General features: G+C 52.1%; 22 protein-coding genes. 1 reads left to right on the top strand and 21 read right to left on the bottom strand.

The features are described 5' to 3' along the window. Positions 1-10 precede the first annotated feature (10 nt). The 17 genes from clpP to AB8996_RS03840 all read right to left on the bottom strand — a co-directional run bounded on the left by clpP (position 11) and on the right by AB8996_RS03840 (position 15,976). Complete coding sequence (gene clpP, locus AB8996_RS03920; RefSeq protein ID WP_369297664.1) at positions 11-592, bottom strand: ATP-dependent Clp endopeptidase proteolytic subunit ClpP; 582 nt, start codon at positions 590-592, stop codon at positions 11-13. A gap of 72 nt (positions 593-664) precedes the next feature. Then, positions 665-2,110 carry a trigger factor gene (gene tig / locus AB8996_RS03915; protein ID WP_369297663.1) on the bottom strand — a complete coding sequence of 482 codons (1,446 nt, stop codon included), beginning with the start codon at positions 2,108-2,110 and terminating at the stop codon, positions 665-667. 205 nt (positions 2,111-2,315) lie between these two features. Further along, on the bottom strand, positions 2,316-3,008 hold the full coding sequence (locus AB8996_RS03910) for a metallophosphoesterase (protein WP_369297662.1): 693 nt from the start codon (positions 3,006-3,008) through the stop codon (positions 2,316-2,318). 1 nt (position 3,009) lies between these two features. Further along, on the bottom strand, positions 3,010-4,518 hold the full coding sequence (gene thrC, locus AB8996_RS03905) for a threonine synthase (RefSeq protein WP_369297661.1): 1,509 nt from the start codon (positions 4,516-4,518) through the stop codon (positions 3,010-3,012). 63 nt (positions 4,519-4,581) lie between these two features. Continuing rightward, a complete protein-coding gene (locus AB8996_RS03900) occupies positions 4,582-5,523 on the bottom strand; it encodes a dipeptidase (RefSeq protein ID WP_369297660.1) in 942 nt (313 codons plus the stop codon). Positions 5,524-5,567: 44 nt separating this feature from the next. Beyond that, entirely contained in the window at positions 5,568-5,924 is a 357-nt protein-coding gene (locus AB8996_RS03895) for a YraN family protein (protein ID WP_369297659.1), read from the bottom strand. Between the two features lie 9 nt (positions 5,925-5,933). After that, complete coding sequence (locus AB8996_RS03890) at positions 5,934-6,536, bottom strand: ribonuclease HII (protein ID WP_369297658.1); 603 nt, start codon at positions 6,534-6,536, stop codon at positions 5,934-5,936. 2 nt (positions 6,537-6,538) lie between these two features. Continuing rightward, positions 6,539-7,426, bottom strand: a complete 888-nt coding sequence (ylqF, locus tag AB8996_RS03885; RefSeq protein ID WP_369297657.1) for a ribosome biogenesis GTPase YlqF — start codon at positions 7,424-7,426, stop codon at positions 6,539-6,541. Positions 7,427-7,449: 23 nt separating this feature from the next. Then, a complete protein-coding gene (gene lepB, locus AB8996_RS03880) occupies positions 7,450-8,082 on the bottom strand; it encodes a signal peptidase I (RefSeq protein ID WP_369297656.1) in 633 nt (210 codons plus the stop codon). A 30-nt stretch (positions 8,083-8,112) separates the two neighbouring features. Then, a complete protein-coding gene (gene lepB, locus AB8996_RS03875; RefSeq protein WP_369297655.1) occupies positions 8,113-8,697 on the bottom strand; it encodes a signal peptidase I in 585 nt (194 codons plus the stop codon). An 87-nt stretch (positions 8,698-8,784) separates the two neighbouring features. After that, positions 8,785-9,129 (bottom strand): 50S ribosomal protein L19, encoded by a 345-nt coding sequence (rplS, locus tag AB8996_RS03870; protein WP_369297720.1) that lies wholly within the window; start codon positions 9,127-9,129, stop codon positions 8,785-8,787. A 180-nt stretch (positions 9,130-9,309) separates the two neighbouring features. Continuing rightward, positions 9,310-9,954 carry a TIGR03936 family radical SAM-associated protein gene (locus AB8996_RS03865; protein WP_369297719.1) on the bottom strand — a complete coding sequence of 215 codons (645 nt, stop codon included), beginning with the start codon at positions 9,952-9,954 and terminating at the stop codon, positions 9,310-9,312. After that, positions 9,938-11,794: a TIGR03960 family B12-binding radical SAM protein gene (locus AB8996_RS03860; RefSeq protein ID WP_369297654.1), complete on the bottom strand. Its 1,857-nt coding sequence runs from the start codon at positions 11,792-11,794 to the stop codon at positions 9,938-9,940. The genes AB8996_RS03865 and AB8996_RS03860 overlap by 17 nt, the downstream gene beginning before the upstream one ends. Before the next feature lie 207 nt (positions 11,795-12,001). Beyond that, a complete protein-coding gene (locus AB8996_RS03855; protein ID WP_369297653.1) occupies positions 12,002-12,454 on the bottom strand; it encodes a site-2 protease family protein in 453 nt (150 codons plus the stop codon). A 143-nt stretch (positions 12,455-12,597) separates the two neighbouring features. Continuing rightward, the gene (locus tag AB8996_RS03850; RefSeq protein ID WP_369297652.1) at positions 12,598-12,951 is read right to left on the bottom strand and encodes a hypothetical protein; all 354 of its coding nucleotides are present in this window, start codon (positions 12,949-12,951) and stop codon (positions 12,598-12,600) included. Continuing rightward, positions 12,951-14,426: a stage IV sporulation protein A gene (gene spoIVA / locus AB8996_RS03845; RefSeq protein WP_369297651.1), complete on the bottom strand. Its 1,476-nt coding sequence runs from the start codon at positions 14,424-14,426 to the stop codon at positions 12,951-12,953. Before spoIVA ends, AB8996_RS03850 begins: the two co-directional genes overlap by 1 nt. Positions 14,427-14,440: 14 nt before the next feature. Further along, entirely contained in the window at positions 14,441-15,976 is a 1,536-nt protein-coding gene (locus AB8996_RS03840) for a DUF3794 domain-containing protein (RefSeq protein WP_369297650.1), read from the bottom strand. Between AB8996_RS03840 and AB8996_RS03835 the strand changes: the two genes are divergently transcribed. Then, positions 15,967-16,158 (top strand): hypothetical protein, encoded by a 192-nt coding sequence (locus AB8996_RS03835; RefSeq protein WP_369297649.1) that lies wholly within the window; start codon positions 15,967-15,969, stop codon positions 16,156-16,158. The genes AB8996_RS03840 and AB8996_RS03835 overlap by 10 nt on opposite strands. 174 nt (positions 16,159-16,332) lie before the next feature. On the opposite strand, the gene AB8996_RS03830 is transcribed toward AB8996_RS03835, so the two are convergent. The 4 genes from AB8996_RS03830 to pknB form a co-directional block, all read right to left on the bottom strand. Further along, the gene (locus AB8996_RS03830; protein WP_369297648.1) at positions 16,333-16,524 is read right to left on the bottom strand and encodes a hypothetical protein; all 192 of its coding nucleotides are present in this window, start codon (positions 16,522-16,524) and stop codon (positions 16,333-16,335) included. 70 nt (positions 16,525-16,594) lie between these two features. Then, entirely contained in the window at positions 16,595-17,239 is a 645-nt protein-coding gene (locus tag AB8996_RS03825) for a thiamine diphosphokinase (RefSeq protein ID WP_369297647.1), read from the bottom strand. After that, positions 17,212-18,108 carry a ribosome small subunit-dependent GTPase A gene (rsgA, locus tag AB8996_RS03820; RefSeq protein ID WP_369297646.1) on the bottom strand — a complete coding sequence of 299 codons (897 nt, stop codon included), beginning with the start codon at positions 18,106-18,108 and terminating at the stop codon, positions 17,212-17,214. The genes AB8996_RS03825 and rsgA overlap by 28 nt, the downstream gene beginning before the upstream one ends. A 5-nt stretch (positions 18,109-18,113) precedes the next feature. Continuing rightward, on the bottom strand, positions 18,114-20,144 hold the full coding sequence (gene pknB / locus AB8996_RS03815; RefSeq protein WP_369297645.1) for a Stk1 family PASTA domain-containing Ser/Thr kinase: 2,031 nt from the start codon (positions 20,142-20,144) through the stop codon (positions 18,114-18,116). Positions 20,145-20,184 lie beyond the last annotated feature (40 nt).

Below are 20,184 nucleotides of genomic sequence, written 5' to 3'. Positions count from 1 at the left end.
CCCTCAAACTTTATCTGTGCTCGATCACCTTGTCGATAAGCCCATATTCCAGCGCCTGCTGAGCGGTCATGAAATTGTCGCGCTCGGTATCGCGCTCGATGACCTCCAGCGGCTGCCCGGTCTTTTCGGCAAGAATGCCGTTCAGCTTCTTTTTCACCTGCAGGATATGGTCTGCATGGATACTGATATCTGTCGCCTGTCCCTGTGCGCCGCCGCTGGGCTGATGGATCATCACTTCGCTGTTGGGCAAAGCAAAGCGCTTACCCTTTGTCCCCGCAGCCAGGAGGAACGATCCCATGCTGGCAGCCATGCCGATACAGATAGTGGAAACGTCGCATTTGATGTACTGCATAGTATCGTAAATTGCCATACCGTCGGTAATGACGCCGCCGGGGCTGTTGATGTACAGGGAAATATCCTTTTCCGGGTCCTGCCCTTCCAGGTACAGAAGCTGAGCCACCACCAGACTGGCAGAGACATTGTTCACTTCGCCGTTCAGCATAATGATCCTGTCATTTAACAGCCGGGAAAAAATATCATACGAGCGTTCCCCGCGGCTGGTCTGTTCCACAACATAAGGTACTAATTCCAAAATTGTCGCTCCCTTCAAAATCCTGAGTTAGTATGTTAGCAACCAATAAGGTTTATTCACTGCAACAGGCTTTTAGCCCTCAGTCTTTTCCTCTTTGGGCTCCGCAGCCTTTTTGGTGGCGCGTTTCTTGGGCGCGGGCTTTTCCTCGCCTTCCTCTGTCTTCTCCGCCTTTTCCCCGGTATTCTTTTTGGCGGGAGCTTTCTTCTTGGCGGGCTTCTTTTCCTCATCCTTCTTCGGCTCGGTGATCTTGGCGTTCTCCTTCAGGAACTCGATCACCTTCCGATTGGCAATATCGGCGTTCAAGTCGTCGGGATTCACCATCTTTTTCACGTTCTCCAGCGGGATGCCGTAGCCCTCGGAAAGCTTCTTGTACTCTTCTTCGGTTTCTTCCTCAGTAGGCTTGATATCCTCCGCCTGGGCGATCTTTTCCAGCCCCAGACGCAGGCGCACCTGACGCTCCGCCTGGACCTTGTATTCTTCCCGTAGGCTCTCCACCGTCATGTTGGTATACTGAAGATAGGTTTCCAGCTTTAAGCCCTGATACTGCAAACGATATGCAAAAGAATTGATCATCTCGTCGATCTCGTTTTCCACCATCTCTTCCGGGATATCCGCTACCGTCTTTTCAATGACAGCATCGACCAACTGGTTCTCCACATCGGAATCGGCAGCCTGTTCCCTGCGGGACAGCAGGTGTTTCTCCAAATCCTTGCGGTACTCGTCCAGCGTATCGAACTCGCTGACGTCTTTGACAAATTCGTCATCGACCTCAGGCAGCTCCTTCTTCTTGATCTCATGGAGCTTGATTTTGAACACAGCGGGCTTGCCTTTCAGCTCTTCGGCATGGTAGTCCTCCGGGAAAGTGACGTTCACGTCAAATTCTTCGCCGGTCTTATGCCCCACGATCTGCTCCTCAAAACCGGGAATGAACTGCCCGGCGCCCAAGGTCAGCTCGTAGTTCTCCGCCTTGCCGCCGTCAAACTGCTTCTCGTCCACATACCCGTCAAAGTCGATGACTGTGATATCGCCGTTTTCGGCGCTGCGGTCCTCTACCGTAATGGTCCTGGAATTGCGCTCCCTGACGCGCTCGATCTCGCTGTCGATATCACCGTCGGTAACGACGACTGGCTCCTTTGCCACCTCGATGCCCTTATAGCCTTCGATGGAGGCTTCCGGCTTCGTCACAACGGTAACGGTGCATTTGATCCCCTTGTCTTTGCCGATTTCATCAATTTTGAATTCGCCAATGCTGATGACCTTCAGCTCGGATTTCTCCACAGCTTCCATCACCATGGGGCGGTACAGATGATCGACCGCAGCCTCAAAGAACACTTCTTCCCCATAATATTTTTCAATGAACGCTCTGGGTGCGTGTCCCTTGCGGAAGCCGGGAATATTCATTTTTTTGCTTTCCCGCTTGAAGACGGCGTTTATCGCATCGTTCAATTCCTCGGGACTTACCTCCATGGCAAGCTCATACCTGTTCGTCTCAATGTTTTTGGTAGATTTCAGTTCCATGCTTTTCTTTTCCTCTCAAAATAAACTTTGAAAAACCTGCTGAATCAGGGCTTTCCACGCATTAAAAAATCAGGAAAAAGACTGATTTCTCAGTGTGCGCACAACTTTGCGAACATTATAGCACAGCGGTGCAAAAGAATCTATATCTTTTCCGCAAAATCTTCAGGAAAATTGTGAAATATTCCGCAATTACCTGAAAAACTGCTCAATCGGGAATAAGAATTGGGCAAAACTTCACAAAATCCGCTGAAATCAACTGCATATGTATCCCATGATATTCTCCGACCAGTGCCTTTTGAGCGGCATACTGCCCATGAATATGCCCAAAATAGCACTCCTCGATCTCGTTTTCTTCCAGAATATCCAGAATTTCTTTACACTCCGCGCCGTCATAAACAGGCGGGTAGTGTAAAAATGCAGTGAGCTTCCCCCCAAGCTTTCTGGCTTCCGCAATAGAAGCCTGCAGCCGTCCGGCTTCCCGCAGAACAATTTTTCTGTCTTCCTCTGTCTCGGAGTTATAGAGCCAGCCGCGGGTGCCGCAAAGCGCCCTGTCTCCCACCCGGTACGAACAGTTGTGGAGGATATGGAGCGTAGTAAGCCCATGCTCTGCGAAGAATGTATCCGCCTTGTTCCGGGTAGACCACCAGTAATCGTGGTTCCCTTTCATGAGAATCTTTTCCCCCGGCAGGGAATGGAGAAAAGAGAAATCCTTCCATGCGCCGTTTAAGTCCATTGCCCAGGAAATATCTCCCGCAATGACAACGGTATCTTCCGGCTGAACATTTTTCCGCCAGTTTTCTTCCAGCCTCTGCACATAATCCGACCAGCCCCTGAACACGTCCATGGGCTTGTCTTCTCCCAGAGAAAGGTGCAGGTCCGCAATGACAAACAGTGCCATATCAGGACTCCTCAATTCCCACAGAAGCCCGGATGAATTGCTCCGCCTGTTCTGGTGAAATGCACTCCCGGAAGCGGACGGGCTTTTCCCGCAATGCCAAAAGCTGTTTCGGTATTTGCAGATGGGAGAGCTTTTGCAGCTCTGCCATGGCTTCAAACTCGTCCTCCGGCACAACCGCGCCCAAGGCTTCCAGTACGCTCCTGGTGAATTTATAGGGGCTGGCGGTAGAGGCTATCACTGTGGGCGTATCAATATCCCCGGTTTCCTTTACATATTGGCGGTACACATCGACGGCAACCGCCGTGTGGGGGTCGCAAAGATAGTTTTCCCGCTCCAAAAGCTCAAAGATCGTTTGGGCGGCGGCAGCGTCTTCACAGGCGCCGCCGAAGAATGCACTTTGCACCTTCTGCAAAACCCCCGGCGTGACATGATACGCGCCGGTTTCTGAAAGCTCCGACATCCAGTTGGAAAGCATTTCCGCGTTTTCGCCGGAAAGGGCATAAAGCAACCGCTCCAAATTGCTGGACACCAGAATATCCATTGACGGAGATGTGGTGGTAAAAAAGTCCCGCCGTTTATCATAAACTCCCGTACGGATAAAATCGGTCAGCACGCGGTTCGCGTTGGAGGCGCAGATAAATTTCTTGATTGGCAGCCCCATTTTGGAAGCGTAGTATGCAGCCAGAATGTTGCCGAAATTCCCGGTAGGGACAGTTACGTTGATAACATCTCCCAAAGAGATCTTCTCCGAGCGCACCAACTCAAAATAAGCGTAAAAATAGTAAACGATCTGCGGGAGCAGCCTGCCCCAGTTAATAGAATTAGCACTGGAAAACACCATGCCATGGTCGTGCAAAGCTGCTTTCATAGCCGGGTCGGTGAACACCCGCTTCACCGCAGTCTGGGCATCGTCAAAATTTCCCTCAATGGCGCAGACCGCGACATTTTCCCCTTCCTGCGTTTCCATCTGGCGCTGCTGCATGACGCTGACGCCGCTGCGAGGATAAAAAACTAAGATATTCACGCCGGGAACGTCGCGGAATCCCTCCAGCGCCGCCTTTCCCGTATCGCCGGAGGTGGCGGTCAGGATCACCGCCTGTTTGCCCGGAACTGCTTTCGCCATGGATTTTGTCAGAAAATAAGGCAAAATTTGCAGCGCCATATCCTTAAAGGCACAGGTCGGACCGTGCCACAGCTCCAGCAAATACTTATTTTCGCCCGCAGTTGTCAAGGGAACAAGCTTCACAGGATCTTCCCCGTCAAATTTTTCCGCGATATAGGCATTGTTGACGCAGCGGTCGATTTCTTCCTGGGAAAAATCCGTCAGAAAATAAGAAAAAATGCGTTTTGCCAAGGTGGAATAATCCATCACGGCAAGCGTAGACAGCTCGCCCCTTAAATCCGGCAGACTTTCCGGCACGAACAGCCCGCCTTCTTCGGAAATGCCCTGTGCGATGACCTGCGCGGCGCTGCGGCGCAGGTCGGAATTTCTGGTGCTTTTATACTGCATTTGCATCACCTGACCCTGAATTTTAACTTTATTTTTTCACTATACAGCATTTTGGGGATTCTGTCAAAGCAGACCGTTTCTCTGGAAAAATCCTGCGGCGTTCCCATAGAATATTTTTTCAAGCAGGCTTTCCGAATAATTGTGCCGCAGGAAAAGCTCATACAGCCGCGGGATCGCCCCAAGCCCATCTGCCATGTCTTCCGGCAAGGTCGAGCCGTCCATATCACCGCCCATGGCGAGAACATCTTCGCCGCCCAGCGACAGGAAATGCTCCGCATGGCGGAGAATATCCTCCATAGAGGACCGCTCCGGGACGTCATTGAGAAAAGCTGTATAGAAATTGAGTCCCACCAGCCCGCCGGAAGCCTTCACAGCGGCAAACTGCTCGTCTGTAAGATTCCTTGGGTGCCTGCACAGTGCCTGCGCGTTGGAATGAGAAGCCACCAGCGGCTTTTTCGCTTCCTTTACCACGTCCCAAAACAGCTCCGGGCTGGCATGGGAAATATCCACCAGAATGCCGGCTTCTTCCATTTTTCGCACAGCTTCCCTGCCAAATCCGGAAAGCCCGTATGTACCGTCAGCGCCTACGCCGCGCCCCAGCTCGTTTTCCCCGTTCCAGGTCAAGGTACACATCTTCACGCCCCATTCTTTCCACAGGGCGATATTTTCCAGTTTTCCACCCAAAGCAGCGCCGTTTTCTACCGTTAGGATCGCGCCGTGCAGCTGATCGTTCTCCATTTTCTGTAAATCCGCCGGCTTCTTGCACTGCATAAGGACGTCTTGATTTTCCGCTGTTTCCTTTTGGAGCTTCCCTGCCACCTGGCAGAAGCGGTCAAAGGCTTCCTGCCCCCGCAGCGTATCGGGAATCCATACCGCATAGCACTGCACAAAAGAATCGAGCACCTTTGCCTTTTCCAAATTGACGTGCAGCTCGTTCTGCCGTAAAGAAAGCCCCTTGAGGGAGCACTCCGTCATCGTATCGCAATGCAAATCAAAATAGCGCATCAAACCACACCTTTCTAAAGGAAAAAGTTTCTGGAAAGACGAAATCAACCGACGCCAAAGGCGTTTTCCAGATATTCCTCGCCAACTATTTTCCCCCGCTCCGTATAGACCGCCGCCGCGTCAAACCGTGGCTGAGTGGTCACATTGTACTTTGCAAGGTAGTCCTCCGCTGTCAGAATCAAGCGGCGCTGCTTTTCCGGCGTAATAGCTTCAAACGGAGCGACCAGCCCGCCCTTCTCCCGGGTTTTCACCTCTACGAATACAATATACTGGTCATTTTCCGCGATGATGTCGATTTCTCCAAAGCGGCTGTGATAATTCTGCTCTAAAATGCGGTAGCCGTGGTGTTTCAGAAGCTTTGCAATATGCTTTTCCCCGGCTTGCCCGGTTCCGAAATCCATCGAACTCCCTCACTTTTCCGAAAGATTTTTCAAAAAGGTCTTTCGGTGCTCCGGCAAAATTCCGAATTGCTTGATTGCCTCATAATGCGCTTTCGTGCCGTACCCTTTATGCTTGGCAAAGCCGTACTGGGGATATTGCAGATCCAGTTCCCGTAGCACTCTGTCACGGCTGACCTTGGCTAAAATAGACGCTGCCGCGATGCTGGCGCACCGGGCGTCTCCATGAACGACTGTTTCTCCCGGGATAGACAGGGGCGGCATTCTGTTGCCGTCCACCAGCGCCCAATCCGCTGAAACCGCCATTGCCTCTACAGCGCGTTTCATTGCCAAAAAAGTCGCCTGCAAAATATTGATCTCGTCGATTTCCGCCGCGCTGGCAGAGCCTATTCCATAAGCGACCGCCTTTTCCCGGATCACATCAAAAAGCCGCTCCCGCTTCTTTTCGGAAACCTTTTTTGAGTCGTTCAAGCCCTCGATCTCACAATCTATTGGCAAAATGACAGCCGCAGCATATACAGGACCCAACAGCGGACCCCGTCCGGCTTCGTCAATGCCGCAAACAGCGGAAAAGCCCTTTTCAGCGGCTTTTCGTTCATAGGAAAACCAGTCCATTTTTATCCCCCCTCGGGGGTTTCCAGAGTGATCCGCCCCAAAAGCCCGCCACGATATTCGTCCAATACGGTATTCGCCGCCCGTTCGGTATCCACTTCACCGCCGGAAATCAGCATTCCACGCTTCCTTCCAACACGCTCTAAAATTTCATAGCCCGGCAAATTCTCCTCCGGGCGGACATCCAGCTTATAGCGGGTATTTACAGCATTGGGATACAGCTTCATCAAAAGCTCCAGCAGCCGGCAGGCAAGCCCTTCCCTGTCTAGAATTTCATCTTTTACCGCGCCTGTAAAAGCCAAATGTTCTCCCACGATGGGGTCTTCAAATTTCGGCCACAGCACACCGGGAGTGTCCAACAGCTCGAAGCCCTTTCCCACAGTGAACCAATGGTTCTGCCTGGTAACGCCGGGCTTATCCTGCACCTCCGCCTTACCCTTTACTTTGACCAGACGGTTGATAAGCGAAGATTTTCCCACATTGGGTATCCCCACCACCATAATACGGATCGGGCGGCCTGTCATGCCCTTTTTCTCCCAAGCGGCAATGCGTTCCTGCAAAACCTCACGGATCCCGGAATAAAAAGCAGGGATTCCTTTCCCTGTTTTGCAGTCCAGCGGAATGGCTTTCAAATTGCTTTTCCCATAAAAATTTACCCAGAGAGAGGTCTTCTCCGGGTCTGCCATATCGCTCTTGTTCAGCAGCACTACCCGGGGCTTAGATTGGATAATGTCCCGCAGCACAGGGTTGGAGCTGCTTTTTGGAATGCGTGCGTCCAGAATTTCCGCCACCACGTCTACCAGCTTCAAATCCTCTGTGATCCTTCGGCGGGTCTTCGCCATATGCCCGGGGAACCACTGGATATTGATTTCTTCAGAATTTCTCTCGTTCATTTGTTTCCTTTTCTCTCTTCAGGTTACTTCACAATTCCTATCTTTGAGAAGGGGTACAGATTAAACACCACTTTGCCTAAAATATTCCGCCGGTCCACCATGCCGACGTCGGTAAAGCGGCTGTCGGTGGAATTTCCCCGGTTATCGCCCAACACAAATACGCACCCCTCCGGCACGGTTTGGGGAAATTGTAGTACATTGGCGTATTGCGGCAGCTCCGTAATGCCATTTTCAATGCCGAAGACTTCCCCTTTGAGCGGTACGCCGTTGATGAGCACTTCGCCCAAACTTTCGTCAAAGTCAACTACCTGCCCGCCGGTTGCCACGACGCGTTTGATAATTGGCTTGTCCAGAGTGTTGACGATGATTACAACGTCCCCCTGTTCGGCTTCTCCGGCAAGCTCTGTGACCAGTACACGGTCGCCGTTATGATAGGTAGGCACCATAGAAGTACCGTCCACCGTGATGATACGACCAAGAAAGGTAAACGCCAGCGTGACAATGGTGATTGCCATTACGATCGTTTCCGTCCAATCCAATACAGAGCGGCGGAACCTTTCGCTGAGAGGCAGTTCTTTTTCCTCCGCTTCTCCCGGCATTTCTTCAGCGATCTCCGATTGTTCTTCTACTATGCTCTGTTTTTGTTCCTCGTCCATTGAAAAAGCCTTCCTTTCTCTCCTCGGCTGCTATCCCTCGGAGGAATCTCCAAAGGGAAAAAGATGAAACAGCGCTTTTCCCAATACATTTCGCCTGTCTATCATACCGACGATCTGATATCTGCTGTCCTCGGAAACCGCCCGGTTATCCCCCAACACAAAAATGCAGCCCTCCGGCACAGTTTGCGGGAATTCCAAAAGCTCAAAAGAAGTAAATGGCAGGTCGGTGATCCCGTTCTGCAGCCCGAATTTCGTCTCATCTACAGGCTTTCCGTCTACCACCACGCTTTTCATGTCGTAGTCAAAATCGACGGTCTGCCCTTCCGTGGCAATGACGCGCTTGATAATAGGCTCCTCCAATACGTTGGTAATCACTACCACATCTCCCTGCTGTAAGCCGAAAGAAAGCCCGGTCACCAGTACACGGTCCCCATCGTTGTAATTAGGCACCATAGATGTTCCCGTCACGGTAATGACACGGAACAAAAATGTAAAAGCCAACGCGATGATTACAACTGCAATGACCAGCTCCTCTGCCCATTCCAGTACGATTTCGGGGACGGTCTTTTTCTTTTTTGCTTCAGGCGCAGCCTGCGGCGCGGTCTGGATATCCATGAAAATCTCCTGTCTGTCTCAAAAGCGAAAAATGATAGCAAAAAAGGGACAATAGATGTCCCTTAAAAGCGTTGTTATAGTAGCTGTTTAGCGAATCTGCTCCTTGACCTTGGCAGCCTTGCCCACGCGGTCACGCAGATAATACAGCTTCGCCCGGCGTACACGACCCTGACGGACGACCTGAACAGCTTTTACATTGGGCGAATGCAGCGGGAAAACTCTCTCCACACCGACGCCATAGGAAACGCGGCGCACGGTAAAGGTCTCGCTGATGCCGCTGCCCTTGCGGGCAATAACGGTGCCTTCAAACTGCTGGATCCTCTCTCTGTCACCTTCGCGAATGTTTACGTCCACCTTCACGGTGTCGCCCACAGAAAACTGGGGAATCTCGCTTTTCAGGGAATCCTGAGAAATTGTTTTGATCGCGTCCATTTGATATTCCTCCAAAAATTCATAAAATTCAGACATTCATGCCGGAACCGGCAGCGGACTGTCCGCCTCTACACACAGCAGAGCCATGCTTCAAGCCCCGCGGGAAAGCCTGAAAGGAACCCCGCGGAATTCAAATGCTTATATAGTTTAGCACAGGGTTTGAAAAAAAGCAAGAATTTTTTACTGAAAATCTGAAAAATCCTGTATCAGAAGCCTTTTGCGAACGATTTTAGCCGTCGGTTCTTCCCCGTCATACTTCAATAATGCGTCTAAAAGCAAAGCTGGATTGACAGAGCCGGACGCACTGCAGGGCAGCCGAAAGGAAATGCGCAGAGTGCCCGCGCTTATCCGGCAAATTTCAGAAGCTTTAAAATACGGCTTGATGTCCAGCTCCTTATCTCCCTTTTTCCCGTGCTTCATAACGAGAAGCTGTTCCCTTTTTAACAGGTTTTGAATTTTTTCTTCCAATGCCGCGCTGCTTTCCGATTCCAGAAAAATGTCGTAGTCGGCAAAAGCGATCTCCTCAAATTTTTTCAAGGGCTCTGCGGCGGATAAAACGCGGATATCTGCCGGAAGCCGTTCATTTAAGCGGGAAACGATATCGGAAAGCGCACGGTCTTCCGTCAGACGGATATCCATGCATTCGTGCTCTCCCTGCACCCCAAGGGACAAGGGCATGGCGTACGTCATATAAATGCGGGGGTTAAAGCCTTCCGTATACCAGACAGGCAGCCCGGAAAGCTTCAAAGCCCTGCTCATGGCATGGGTCAGGTCCAAATGGGAAATGTATCGGGCTGCGCCTTTTTTCTCAAACCAAATTCTCACGTTTTTCAACGCACAGTCCTCCTTTATAGCAGGCTGCCCCGCAGTTGGAGCATTTTTCCCGGCAGTTGGGCGTGGTTTCCGCCCGGTATGCTCGCTCACATTCCTGCCGCAAAAATTCCTTGCGGATACCGTAATCCAGATGGTCCCAGGGGAAAATCTCGTCAAAGCTTCTCTGGCGGTTGGCATAAAACGCCGGGTCGATGCCGCAGGTGGCAAAAATCTCCATCCACTGGTCAAAATCAAAGCATTCGTCCCAGCCGTCAAAATGGAACCCACGCTCCGCAGCCTTTTCCATCACCGCGCAGAGCTTTCTGTCTCCTCTGGCAAAAACCGCTTCCAAAAAGCTTGTCTGCGCGCCGTGATAGCTGACGCTCAAGCGGCGGGAGGAGATATTCCCTTTCAGTGCTTTCTGCTTTTCGTGAAGCGTTTCCATGGTGTCCTGTCCGAACCACTGGAACGGCGTAAAAGGCTTGGGCACAAATGCGGCGGCGCTGAGGGAGACCTCCACAGCCTTCCCTTTCGGCTTGTCCTTGTTGGCGTAAAAGGCGTCTACCACCTTCTGCCCCAGCTGCAAAATCGCCAGCACGTCCTCCATGGTTTCGGTGGGCAGACCGATCATGAAATAGAGCTTGATCCTGTTCCACCCTTCGGTAAACGCAACGTTCACCGTGTGCAGCAGTTCTTCCTCCGTCACATTTTTATTGATAACGTCCCGCATTCGCTGAGAGCCCGCTTCCGGCGCGAAGGTCAGCCCGCTTTTTCGCACGGAATTGATGCGCTCCATCAGCTCCGGGGAAAAGCCGTCTACCCGGAGAGACGGCAGTGAGATACTGACCTTTTCCTGTTCTGTCCACAAATGCAGACGGTCAAGAAGCTCATTCAGCCTGCTGTAGTCGCTGGTGCTGAGGGACGCGAGGGAAATCTCATCGTAGCCCGTGGAATCGCAAAGAGCCTTGCATTGAGCGTTGATGGTTTCAATGGATTTCTCCCGGAAAGGTCGGTAAAGGAACCCTGCCTGACAGAACCGGCAGCCGCGAATACAGCCCCGCAGCACTTCTACGGAAATGCGGTTGAACACCACGTCTATCATGGGTACGGGAAAAGAATCGGGATAATAGGCGCTGTCCATATCATTGACCACGCGCTTTTTCACGGTGGCTGGCGCGCCGTTTTTGGGCGTATAGCTCTTTACCGTACCGTCCTCATTGTAAGCGACGTCGTACAGCGACGGCACATACACGCCCTCGATCTGCGCCGCAAGCTCCAGGAATTCCGCTTTGGTCTTTCCTTCCCGCTTGCAGCGGCGGTACAGCTCCATCACCTCAATATCCACTTCCTCGCCGTCCCCTAAAAAGAACAGGTCGAAAAAGTCCGCCAGCGGCTCGGGATTGCAGACGCATGGTCCGCCGCCCACTACCAGATTGAACAGGTCGTGGCGGTCGGCGCTTTTCAGCGGGATCCCGGCAAGCTTCAGCATATTCAGCACATTGGTATAGCTCAGCTCATATTGCAGTGTAAAACCGATGAAGTCGAAATCCTTTACCGGGTCTCCGCTTTCCAAAGCGTATAGAGGGATATGCTCCTCCTTCATCTTTTCTTCCATATCAACCCAGGGCGCGAACACCCGCTCACACCAAAAATAGGGGACCTCATTCATCGCGCCGTACAGGATTTTAATGCCGAGATGGGACATGCCTATTTCGTAGGTATCGGGAAAGCAGAAAGCAAACCGTACGTCTACCTTTTCCCTGTCTTTTACGGTGGAGTTCAATTCCCCGCCCACGTAACGCCCGGGCTTTTGCACCTTGAGCAGCAGTTTTTCAACTTCTTTTGGATACATAGTTCTGGTTTCCTCTCTTTTGAGAAAGAGCAGCTTTTTGCGCCGCCTTTACTTACAGCTATTATACCATAAGCGCCGCAGGCGCGTTGGTATAATGTGTCCATCGCCCGTTGCGCCAAAGGCGCAAACTGGGCGGGACAAATTGAAATTCGTATAATAACCGCTTTACGGTTATTATACCTTGCTTTTCGGCTTTTGGCAATATGCCTAATAGCTCGGTCCCTCCCGCTTCAGCACCAGATAAAGCATAAGATATAAGCTTAAAAACAGGAGAGAAAAATTGTAGCGGGTGCGCAGAAGGATCAAAAAACCCAGTACGGACAATGGGAACAGCAGAATGAGGGAAAGGAAGAACGTGATCTTTTCCGCCTTTTCCGACTCTAAAACACTGCTGAGAATCGCCCGGAGCGCCAGCCCGCCGTCCAGCGGCTCTATGGGCAGGCAGTGGAACATTCCCAGAGTGAAGCTGACAACAGCAAACATATGGTTTCCCTGAGAAAACAGCACCATAATTCCAAAGCAAAGAAGATTGCAGGCGGGTCCCGCCAGAGAAACCAGCGCACTCCTGCCATAGCTCAGCGGATTTTTTTCCGGGAGCACGATTTGGCAGCCCAGCGCGGAAAACTGAACGGCTTTCGGCGGAGAACCAAATAATATCATAGTCAAAAGATGTGCGGATTCATGGAGAATGACGGCAAGCAGGAGAAATGCGCTGCTTGTGGCGCCCGTAAACAGGCAGCAAAACGCAAGCAGCGCAAAAAAGGAAAACTTAAAATGCAGGCAGCAGCCCCGAAAAGAAACGGTCAGCATGACAGCCTTTGCAGGGATTCGTCTTTCACGCCTACCGTGGCAGGCGCTTCCGAAGAAGTCTCCGAGGGCAATGAGGAGACCGTTTCCCCGCCGCTTTTCCATTTTGGAAGCTCGATCTCCCGAGAAGCCTCGGTTTTATACCAGTCCGTCACCTTGCCGTAGGTCTCCGTATCCGCAAATTTCAAAATCAGCAGCGCAAGAAGCGCCAGAACACACAGGGCAGTTTGCAGCAGCGGCAGCATACTGCCCCCTTCTCTCTTTTTAGGTTCCTCATAGGGGTACGGCTCAAGCTCTTCCTCCGTATCTCCCAGATTTTCAATTTCCTGAAATTCATTCGGCTCCCTCATCACAGGATAATACACAGCAGCCCGTTGCAGCCGTCGTTGATAATGCGCTCGATGGTTTCCCGCACCTTTTCCCTGGCGTCAAGTGGCATACGGTACAGCTTGTTGTGCATTCCCTCGTTGACCAGTGAATGCAGGGATTTTCCGAAAATATTGGATTCCCAAATTTTTACGGGGTTTTCCTCAAATTCCTTGAGCAGGTACAGCACCAGCTCTTCCGACTGCTGCTCCGAGCCTACAATGGGCGTGATCTCTGTATTGATCTGCGTGCGCATCATGTGGATGGAGGGGGCGGTGGCTTTCAGGCGGATCCCGTATTTGCCGTTCTGCTTCAAAATCTGAGGTTCCTCCAGCGTCAGTTCCTCCACATCGGGCATGACGATACCATAACCCGTTTCCAATACGTCGTCATATGCCTGCTGAAGCTTTTTGAAGCGCTTGCGGATCGCTGTCATTTCGATCAGCTGGCTCATCAGCTCCGACTCGCTCTTGATTTCCAGCTCCGCTTTCTCGCTGAGTATCCGATAGAACAGGGACTGGTCCAGCAGCAGCTCCGCCTTTCCCCTGCCGCTGCCCAGATCAATGGAATCCACGCTGACGTTCTTGACGAACTCGCACTCCTTCATGCCGTCCATCATGCCCCTGACTTCCCGCATTCTGCTGATATTGCAGGTGCTGCGGACGGTATCCAGCAGCCCGGCGAACAGCCAGTGATCGGATTCCAAGGACGTGACCCACCCAGGAATGGACAATTCTATTTCCCTGACGGGGAATTGATACAACAGGCTTGCGATCACACCCTTGATATCCTGCTCCGTAATATCCACGCAGTTCACCGGGAGAACGGGGACTTCGTATTTCTGGGACAGCCGGTTCGCAAGCTCCTTTGCCTGAGGGGTTTCCGGGTCAACACAGTTCAGAAGCACCACATAGGGGCGCCCGCACTGGTTCAGCTCGTCAATGACACGTTCTTCCGATTCTTCGTATTCCTCTCTGGGAATATCGCTGATACTGCCGTCTGTGGTAATAACAAGCCCGATGGTGGAATGCTCTGTAATGACCTTTTTCGTGCCGATCTCCGCCGCCATATTGAAAGGAATGGGTTCCTCGTACCAGGGCGTGCGCACCATGCGGGGCTGGTCCTCCTCTATGTAGCCGATCGCGCTGGGAACGATATAGCCCACACAGTCTATCATACGGACGCTGAAGGAAGCGTCGCCGTCCAGCTGCACGGAAACCGCCTGCTCCGGGATAAATTTCGGCTCGGTGGTCATGATGGTCCTGCCAGCTGAGGACTGAGGCAGTTCGTCGATCGCCCTGTCGCGCTGTCCGCCGTCGGGAATATTGGGGATCACCACCGTATCCATGAATTTCTTGATAAAGGTGGATTTTCCCGTTCTGACAGGACCGACCACGCCAATGTATATCTCGCCGCCCGTCCTGTTCTGAATGTCTTTATAGACGTTAAAATTCTCCATATCTTTTCCTCCTGTTACCTGTTGCAGATGATGATGGGGCGGTCGTCCGGCACAACTTCATCGTACAGGTCGTTTTGCGCCTGGATATCCGACAGCAGCGCCCGATGATTTTTCGCAATATCCCACAGCCGTTCTCCAGCGGAAGCATAGTACACCAGAAGCTTTGGATCGATCTCAAAATCAGGCGTATCCTCGCTGACTCCGGCGGCGGTAAGATATTTCAGGGTAGTTCTGCTGTACAGGAACGTGCTGGTGGGCGTTTCTATGGAAACCTCCACTGTGTTTTTGTCCGTGATACGGTATTCCCAAAGCTCCGTGCGGGAAACCGTGTCGCTCTTTCGGCTTTGGCTGTCGTTCAGCTCGGTAGTGGCGTTATAATCAAAGGGTTTTTCCGTATACAGTATCCTCCCGCCGCTGCTCTGGTACAGCATGCAGACAGTGTATCTTACCCGGAAATTCAGCTTTCCCTTGTCGCAGACGGACTGCACGGAATCCTGTTCACACCAGATATCCAGAACCTTTTCTATTTCGTCCTCGGAAACGGTCAGGGCGCATTTCTTCTTCAGCACCTCAGTGTGGGTCCGCTCCACCTGCAGGAACGAATTCTGGGAATATCTCAGCTCCAGCGGCGCGCGGACGGAATAGGCGTCGTCTATCACTTCGATCTCGCAGGGCTTATACAAAAATGCCACCAGGAAAATTTTCGCCACTATGCTGACGGTGGTGTTCTCTCCCACATCGTCCTCTCTGGGTTGAATGCTGCTGTCCCCCACAACGGCTTTCAAATCGCAGATACAACCTTCCTCAGCGCCGCTGCACTCAATGCTCTGGCTGAATTCGATGGAAGCGCTCATTTTTTCCAAGCTGGCGCCGTCCACCGCGGACAGATACAGGAAGGAAACCTCCGCTGTGCCGGAAACCTCCATTCTGCCGTTGGAAAAACGGGTATCGGACACACGGCAGGAAACGCTTTTCCGCAGAATTGTTTCAATGGGCGGCTTGCCGTTTTTCAAGGACAGGGTATCTTCCGTAGTAAACTGGTGGCATACAGCGTTGACCGCCTGGGAAGCGGAGTAGGTGCTGCACAGCTTTTCGATCGTCTCGTCTTCAATGCCGCAGGTGATCAGCTCCTGCTTTTGCACCACCGCCAGCGCCTTGAGGGACACGGCAATATGCAGGTCGATCCTTCTGGCGCTGACCGCCCGGCAGGTCATGTGATCCACAGCCGCCTGGATCCACGCCACCGCCTTTTCCTCCGTCGCCTTGATTTTGACGGAAGCGGAAAAATCTTTGGTGAAATCACAGCAGCGAACACAGTCGCCCTTAGAGTCCAGATACAGCACTCGAATGTCGCAGACGCCGTCACAGGTCAAGGTATCCTCCGTGATAAGATAGGAGGATATCTCCGGCAGTGCCTGGCATTTCAAAATTTTCTGAATGTCCGGGCAGTAGTCGGGAAGATTGTATTCGGTGTCAATCGGCGCTTCAAAGCTGCCGTCAAATACGGGGTCGAAATATTCGTAGGGCTGAGTCTTTATTTTTGCCTGCATACAGTATCCTCTCCTTTGCTTTTCTGCACCATATCTATGCCAAAGAGATGGATTTTAGACTTTCAGTGCCGGAAATCGGAAAAAAGCTTGCACAATTTGAGGAAATGCACGGTCATGCCGGTTCTACCGCCGCACAATACTGTGCTGAACATGATATTGATTTTGTACTCATCAAAGAATAAGAACAGATATGACAAAGCACCGCCGGGAATTCCAGCGGTGCTTTGTTTGTGAAAAACTAAGTATTCTTTTCGGTTTATTCCGTCACTTTTTTAATGCCGTACAGCTTCCTCAGGAAAAATCCCCAAAAGCCTGTGCGCTTCTCTACCACAACCACTTTCATGACATTACCTCCGTTAATGCCGCAGCAGCGATATCCCCAGCGCCACCATGATAACGGCGGCAAGAAACAGGGTCAGTCCCACAGGACAAAAGCAGGAGAGCGACATTCCAAGCCCAAAACAAATGGCGCACATACACCGATTCTGGTAGTTTTTGAAGCAGGAACAGTTCCCGCCTTTGTTGCAGCAATTTGATCTGGACATCATAACACATCTCCGCTTGGCTGGCTGCCGATTTTACCGTTCAGTACCAGTATATCCAGAAGCGGGAAAAGTGTTACGCCTGATAGACGATCACCAGCGCCCACCCGGCGTGTACCCGTATCTCCGCCGTATCCTCCGTCACGCTGTTGCTGACGCCCATCAGAAGCCCGCCGCAGGTCAGCGTGTCGTGATCCAGGGGATATTCCAAGCCGGAATAGGAAACCTTGCAGGCTTTGCCGTTATAGGGAAACACAGAAACAGTAGCGCCCTTGTTATCCGTCAGCCGCAGCCTGCCGTCGTGAAGCAGGAAAACCTTAGTGTGCTCGTCCGCCAACACGGCTTTGCCCCCGTGGGTGCTGATATATTGCAGCACTTCCAGATTTGCGATGGAATGGTCGAATCTTGCGCCGCCAAGACAGCCCAGCAGCACAAAGCTTTGAAAGCCCAGAGAAAAGCCCTTCAGCACAGCGAACATTGTGTCAGTCACATCTTTTTCCGTGGGCAGCACAAAACACTTTTCCGTTTCCTTTGGACGCTGCCCCGCGGAATCAAAATCGCCTACGATCATATCGGGAACAATGTGATACCGTTGCGCCGTTTCAAAGCCTGCGTCGGCACAGATCACAAAATATTTTTTTGGATCAAACTCCTGAAAGATACGTCCGCTCTTAATGGGGGACGCGCCGATGATCATACATTCCTGTTTTTCTGCTGCCATTGCTTGACATCCTTTATTTCTTGATACATGCTCACATAGCTTTCGTGACGGGACCGGGATATTTTCCCGTCCTTTACCGCCTGCAGCACGGCACAGCCCTTTTCACAGGTGTGGGAGCAGGAGGCAAATTGACATTGATCCAGATACGGGACAAATTCCCGAAAGCCGAAGACCAGCTGTTCCTTGTCTGTGAGATGATAGCGCTCAATATCAAAGGTAGAAAAGCCCGGCGTATCTGCCACATAGCTGTTTTCGCCAATGGGATACAGCTCTACCTCCCGTGTGGTGTGCCGCCCCCTGCCCAGCTTTTGGCTGATCTCTCCCGTCCGCAGCTCAAATTCGGGAAACAGGGCGTTCAGCAAAGTGGATTTCCCCACCCCGGAATTTCCGGTAAACGCGGAAATTTTCCCTGTGAGCAGCCTGCGCACTTCTTCCACGCCCTCCCCGGTTTCCGAAGAGACCGTCAAACAGGGTATCCCCGCCCTGCGGTAAATTTCTTCCCAGGCAGAGCCGTCCTGCAAATCTGTTTTTGTCAGAACCAGAACCGGCTCGATCCCTCTTACCTCCGCTGCCGCGATGGTTTTGTCCAAAAGCAGTGCGACAGGGGCAGGATCACAGACAGAAGTGACCACAAACAGGGAATCCAGATTTGCCACCGGCGGGCGCACCAAAAAGTTCTTCCGCGGGAATATCTCGTCCAGCGAGCCGGTGCCGTCCGGCTTTATGGTAATACGCACCCTGTCTCCGGCATAGGGGGAAATCCGCTCTTTGCGGAACTTTCCCCGTGCCGTACAGGTATACAGCTTTCCACCGGCCTCCACATAATAGAAGCCGCCGATCCCTTTCCGAACGAATCCCTGAAGCTCCATTGCCGTCATTCGGGAGTAACGTCGCCGGAGCCGCTGACATCCGGCTCCACATCTCCGGGAGGCGTATAGCCCAGCGTTTCGCCGGCATGGACCTGCTGGGAGTCATAATTAAATTCCAATTCCATATATTTCTGCCCGTCCAGCTGTATCACGATCGTATCCGAGCCGGACGTACCGCTGAAGAGGAGCGAGTACGTGCCGGAGTAGGCAGGATTTACCGTACTGCTTTCCACCAGTGTGCCGTTGCAGTACACCTGCAGAAGAATATCTCTATCGTAATCGCCGGGCAGCGGCACGGAATAGTGCAAATCCTTGACAGCGCCCTTGCCGGAGCTGACCAGGATATCTACTGTCGCGCCCTCGGAAACCTTGGTGCCAGAATCGGGGCTGGTGCTGATGACAGTATCCGCCGGCAGCGTGCTACTGTCGTCTTTGGTGATGGTACCCACTACAAGCCCGGCATTTTCCAGTTTTGCGGTGACATTGTAAATCAGGTCTCCCTTCAAACCATCGGGAACATCGACCTTTTTCTTAGCGGGTCCCTTGCTGACCTTCAGCGTGATCACCGTGCCCTCGCTTACCTCCGTATTGGCGGGCGGGTCGGTAGAAACCACCTTGCCGATCTCAATGTTATCATCTGCGACCGTCTCCGACTTGAAGCCAAGGTTGTAGCTCTTCAAAACATTGATGGCGTCGTCCTGAGCATAATTTGTCAATTCGGGAACCTGTACCTTTTTGACCTCGCCGTTGATGGTGAGTTCTACCTCTCTGCCCTTTTTCACCATGATCCCGGCTTTCGGGTTTTGCTTGAGAATCTCGCCCGGCTGCTTATCGGGGTCGTTGCCCTCCAGGACCTTAAAAGTAAAATTGTTGACATATTCCTGATTCTCAAGGACAGTCTGGTATATCTGCCCTTCAAACTGGGGCATTTCCACCTGTTCGTCCACTTCGCCCGCCAGCAGCGTCTCCCAGTTGTTCATGAGATAGAAGCCGCCGAAGATCACGCCGACGATAATTACAGCAGCAAGGATACCCTTGACGACCATAGCTCCCTTCGCGCTTCTGCGGGAACGGACCAGTTCTTCTTCGTATTCGTAATTGTCTTCATAAGAAGGGGTAAACCGGGAATTGTCATAAGCGTCCAGACGCGCGGAAGAATCATAGGGAGCTGCCCCGGTCTGCAGATCATAATGGAACACCATATTGGGGTTCCGGCGGAACGCTTCCAGATCGTCCAGCATTTCCCCGGCAGACTGGAACCTGTCGATGGGGTTCTTTTCCATAGCGCGCATGGTGATCTGCTCCAGCCCTCTGGGAATGGCAGGGTTCAGCTCCCGGGGCATGACGGGCTTCGCCTGAAGCTGCATCAGCGCCACGGATACGGCGTTATCCGCTTCAAAGGGCAGCTTCCCAGTGAGCATTTCATAGAGCATAACGCCAACGGAATAGATGTCCGCTTTATCGGTGATATAATCCCCTCTTGCCTGCTCCGGCGCGATATAATGGACTGAACCGATCGCCTTGTCGGTCATGGTCGTGGTTTCGCTTTGCAGGAATCTGGCGATTCCAAAATCGGCTACCTTGATCGTGCCATTTTGCAGCAGCATAATATTCTGGGGCTTGATGTCCCGGTGAATGATCCCCTTGCTGTGGGCATGCTCCAGTGCCGCCAGGATCTGGGCTGTGAAATGGACCGCCTCGTTCCAGCGAATGGCGCCTTCCTGCTCAATATACTGCTTGAGCGTGATGCCGTCGATATATTCCATGACGATATACTGAATCTGGTCGCCGAAGCTCACATCGTACACCTTTACCGTGTTGGGGTGAGACAGCATGGCGATCGCCCGGGATTCGTTGCGGAAACGGCGCAAAAACTCGCTGTTGTTGGAAAACTCTTCTTTCAATATTTTAATGGCGACCCAGCGGTCCTCCACTCTGTCATAAGCACGGTACACATACGCCATACCGCCGACGCCGATGAGATCATGTATCTCATACCTGCCGTCCAGCCGTTTTCCAATAAATCTATCTTCCATATCCAGTTACCAAACCTTTCTCTCGTTTTGCCGGAACATT

Origin of the sequence: uncultured Neglectibacter sp., from assembly GCA_937958185.1 — a bacterium.
GTDB lineage: Bacteria > Bacillota > Clostridia > Oscillospirales > Acutalibacteraceae > Acutalibacter.
The sequence above is the reverse complement of the archived record's forward strand: the minus strand, read 5'-3'. Positions and strand labels throughout refer to the sequence as shown.

What these genes read in the sequence shown, in the direction of transcription:
- AB8996_RS03890 (WP_369297658.1), bottom strand. Translation starts at nt 6,536, where the DNA reads ATGGACTGGTTTTCCTATGAACGAAAAGCCGCTGAAAAGGGCTTTTCC.
- AB8996_RS03850 (WP_369297652.1), bottom strand. Translation starts at nt 12,951, where the DNA reads ATGAGGGAGCCGAATGAATTTCAGGAAATTGAAAATCTGGGAGATACG.
- rsgA (WP_369297646.1), bottom strand. Translation starts at nt 18,108, where the DNA reads ATGGAGCTTCAGGGATTCGTTCGGAAAGGGATCGGCGGCTTCTATTAT.
- spoIVA (WP_369297651.1), bottom strand. Translation starts at nt 14,426, where the DNA reads ATGGAGAATTTTAACGTCTATAAAGACATTCAGAACAGGACGGGCGGC.
- AB8996_RS03860 (WP_369297654.1), bottom strand. Translation starts at nt 11,794, where the DNA reads ATGTATCCAAAAGAAGTTGAAAAACTGCTGCTCAAGGTGCAAAAGCCC.
- ylqF (WP_369297657.1), bottom strand. Translation starts at nt 7,426, where the DNA reads ATGAACGAGAGAAATTCTGAAGAAATCAATATCCAGTGGTTCCCCGGG.
- lepB (WP_369297656.1), bottom strand. Translation starts at nt 8,082, where the DNA reads ATGGACGAGGAACAAAAACAGAGCATAGTAGAAGAACAATCGGAGATC.
- AB8996_RS03900 (WP_369297660.1), bottom strand. Translation starts at nt 5,523, where the DNA reads ATGCGCTATTTTGATTTGCATTGCGATACGATGACGGAGTGCTCCCTC.
- AB8996_RS03895 (WP_369297659.1), bottom strand. Translation starts at nt 5,924, where the DNA reads ATGGATTTCGGAACCGGGCAAGCCGGGGAAAAGCATATTGCAAAGCTT.
- AB8996_RS03840 (WP_369297650.1), bottom strand. Translation starts at nt 15,976, where the DNA reads ATGCAGGCAAAAATAAAGACTCAGCCCTACGAATATTTCGACCCCGTA.
- lepB (WP_369297655.1), bottom strand. Translation starts at nt 8,697, where the DNA reads ATGGATATCCAGACCGCGCCGCAGGCTGCGCCTGAAGCAAAAAAGAAA.
- thrC (WP_369297661.1), bottom strand. Translation starts at nt 4,518, where the DNA reads ATGCAGTATAAAAGCACCAGAAATTCCGACCTGCGCCGCAGCGCCGCG.
- tig (WP_369297663.1), bottom strand. Translation starts at nt 2,110, where the DNA reads ATGGAACTGAAATCTACCAAAAACATTGAGACGAACAGGTATGAGCTT.
- AB8996_RS03855 (WP_369297653.1), bottom strand. Translation starts at nt 12,454, where the DNA reads ATGATATTATTTGGTTCTCCGCCGAAAGCCGTTCAGTTTTCCGCGCTG.
- AB8996_RS03910 (WP_369297662.1), bottom strand. Translation starts at nt 3,008, where the DNA reads ATGGCACTGTTTGTCATTGCGGACCTGCACCTTTCTCTGGGAGAAGAC.
- pknB (WP_369297645.1), bottom strand. Translation starts at nt 20,144, where the DNA reads ATGGAAGATAGATTTATTGGAAAACGGCTGGACGGCAGGTATGAGATA.
- AB8996_RS03825 (WP_369297647.1), bottom strand. Translation starts at nt 17,239, where the DNA reads ATGGCAGCAGAAAAACAGGAATGTATGATCATCGGCGCGTCCCCCATT.
- AB8996_RS03830 (WP_369297648.1), bottom strand. Translation starts at nt 16,524, where the DNA reads ATGATGTCCAGATCAAATTGCTGCAACAAAGGCGGGAACTGTTCCTGC.
- rplS (WP_369297720.1), bottom strand. Translation starts at nt 9,129, where the DNA reads ATGGACGCGATCAAAACAATTTCTCAGGATTCCCTGAAAAGCGAGATT.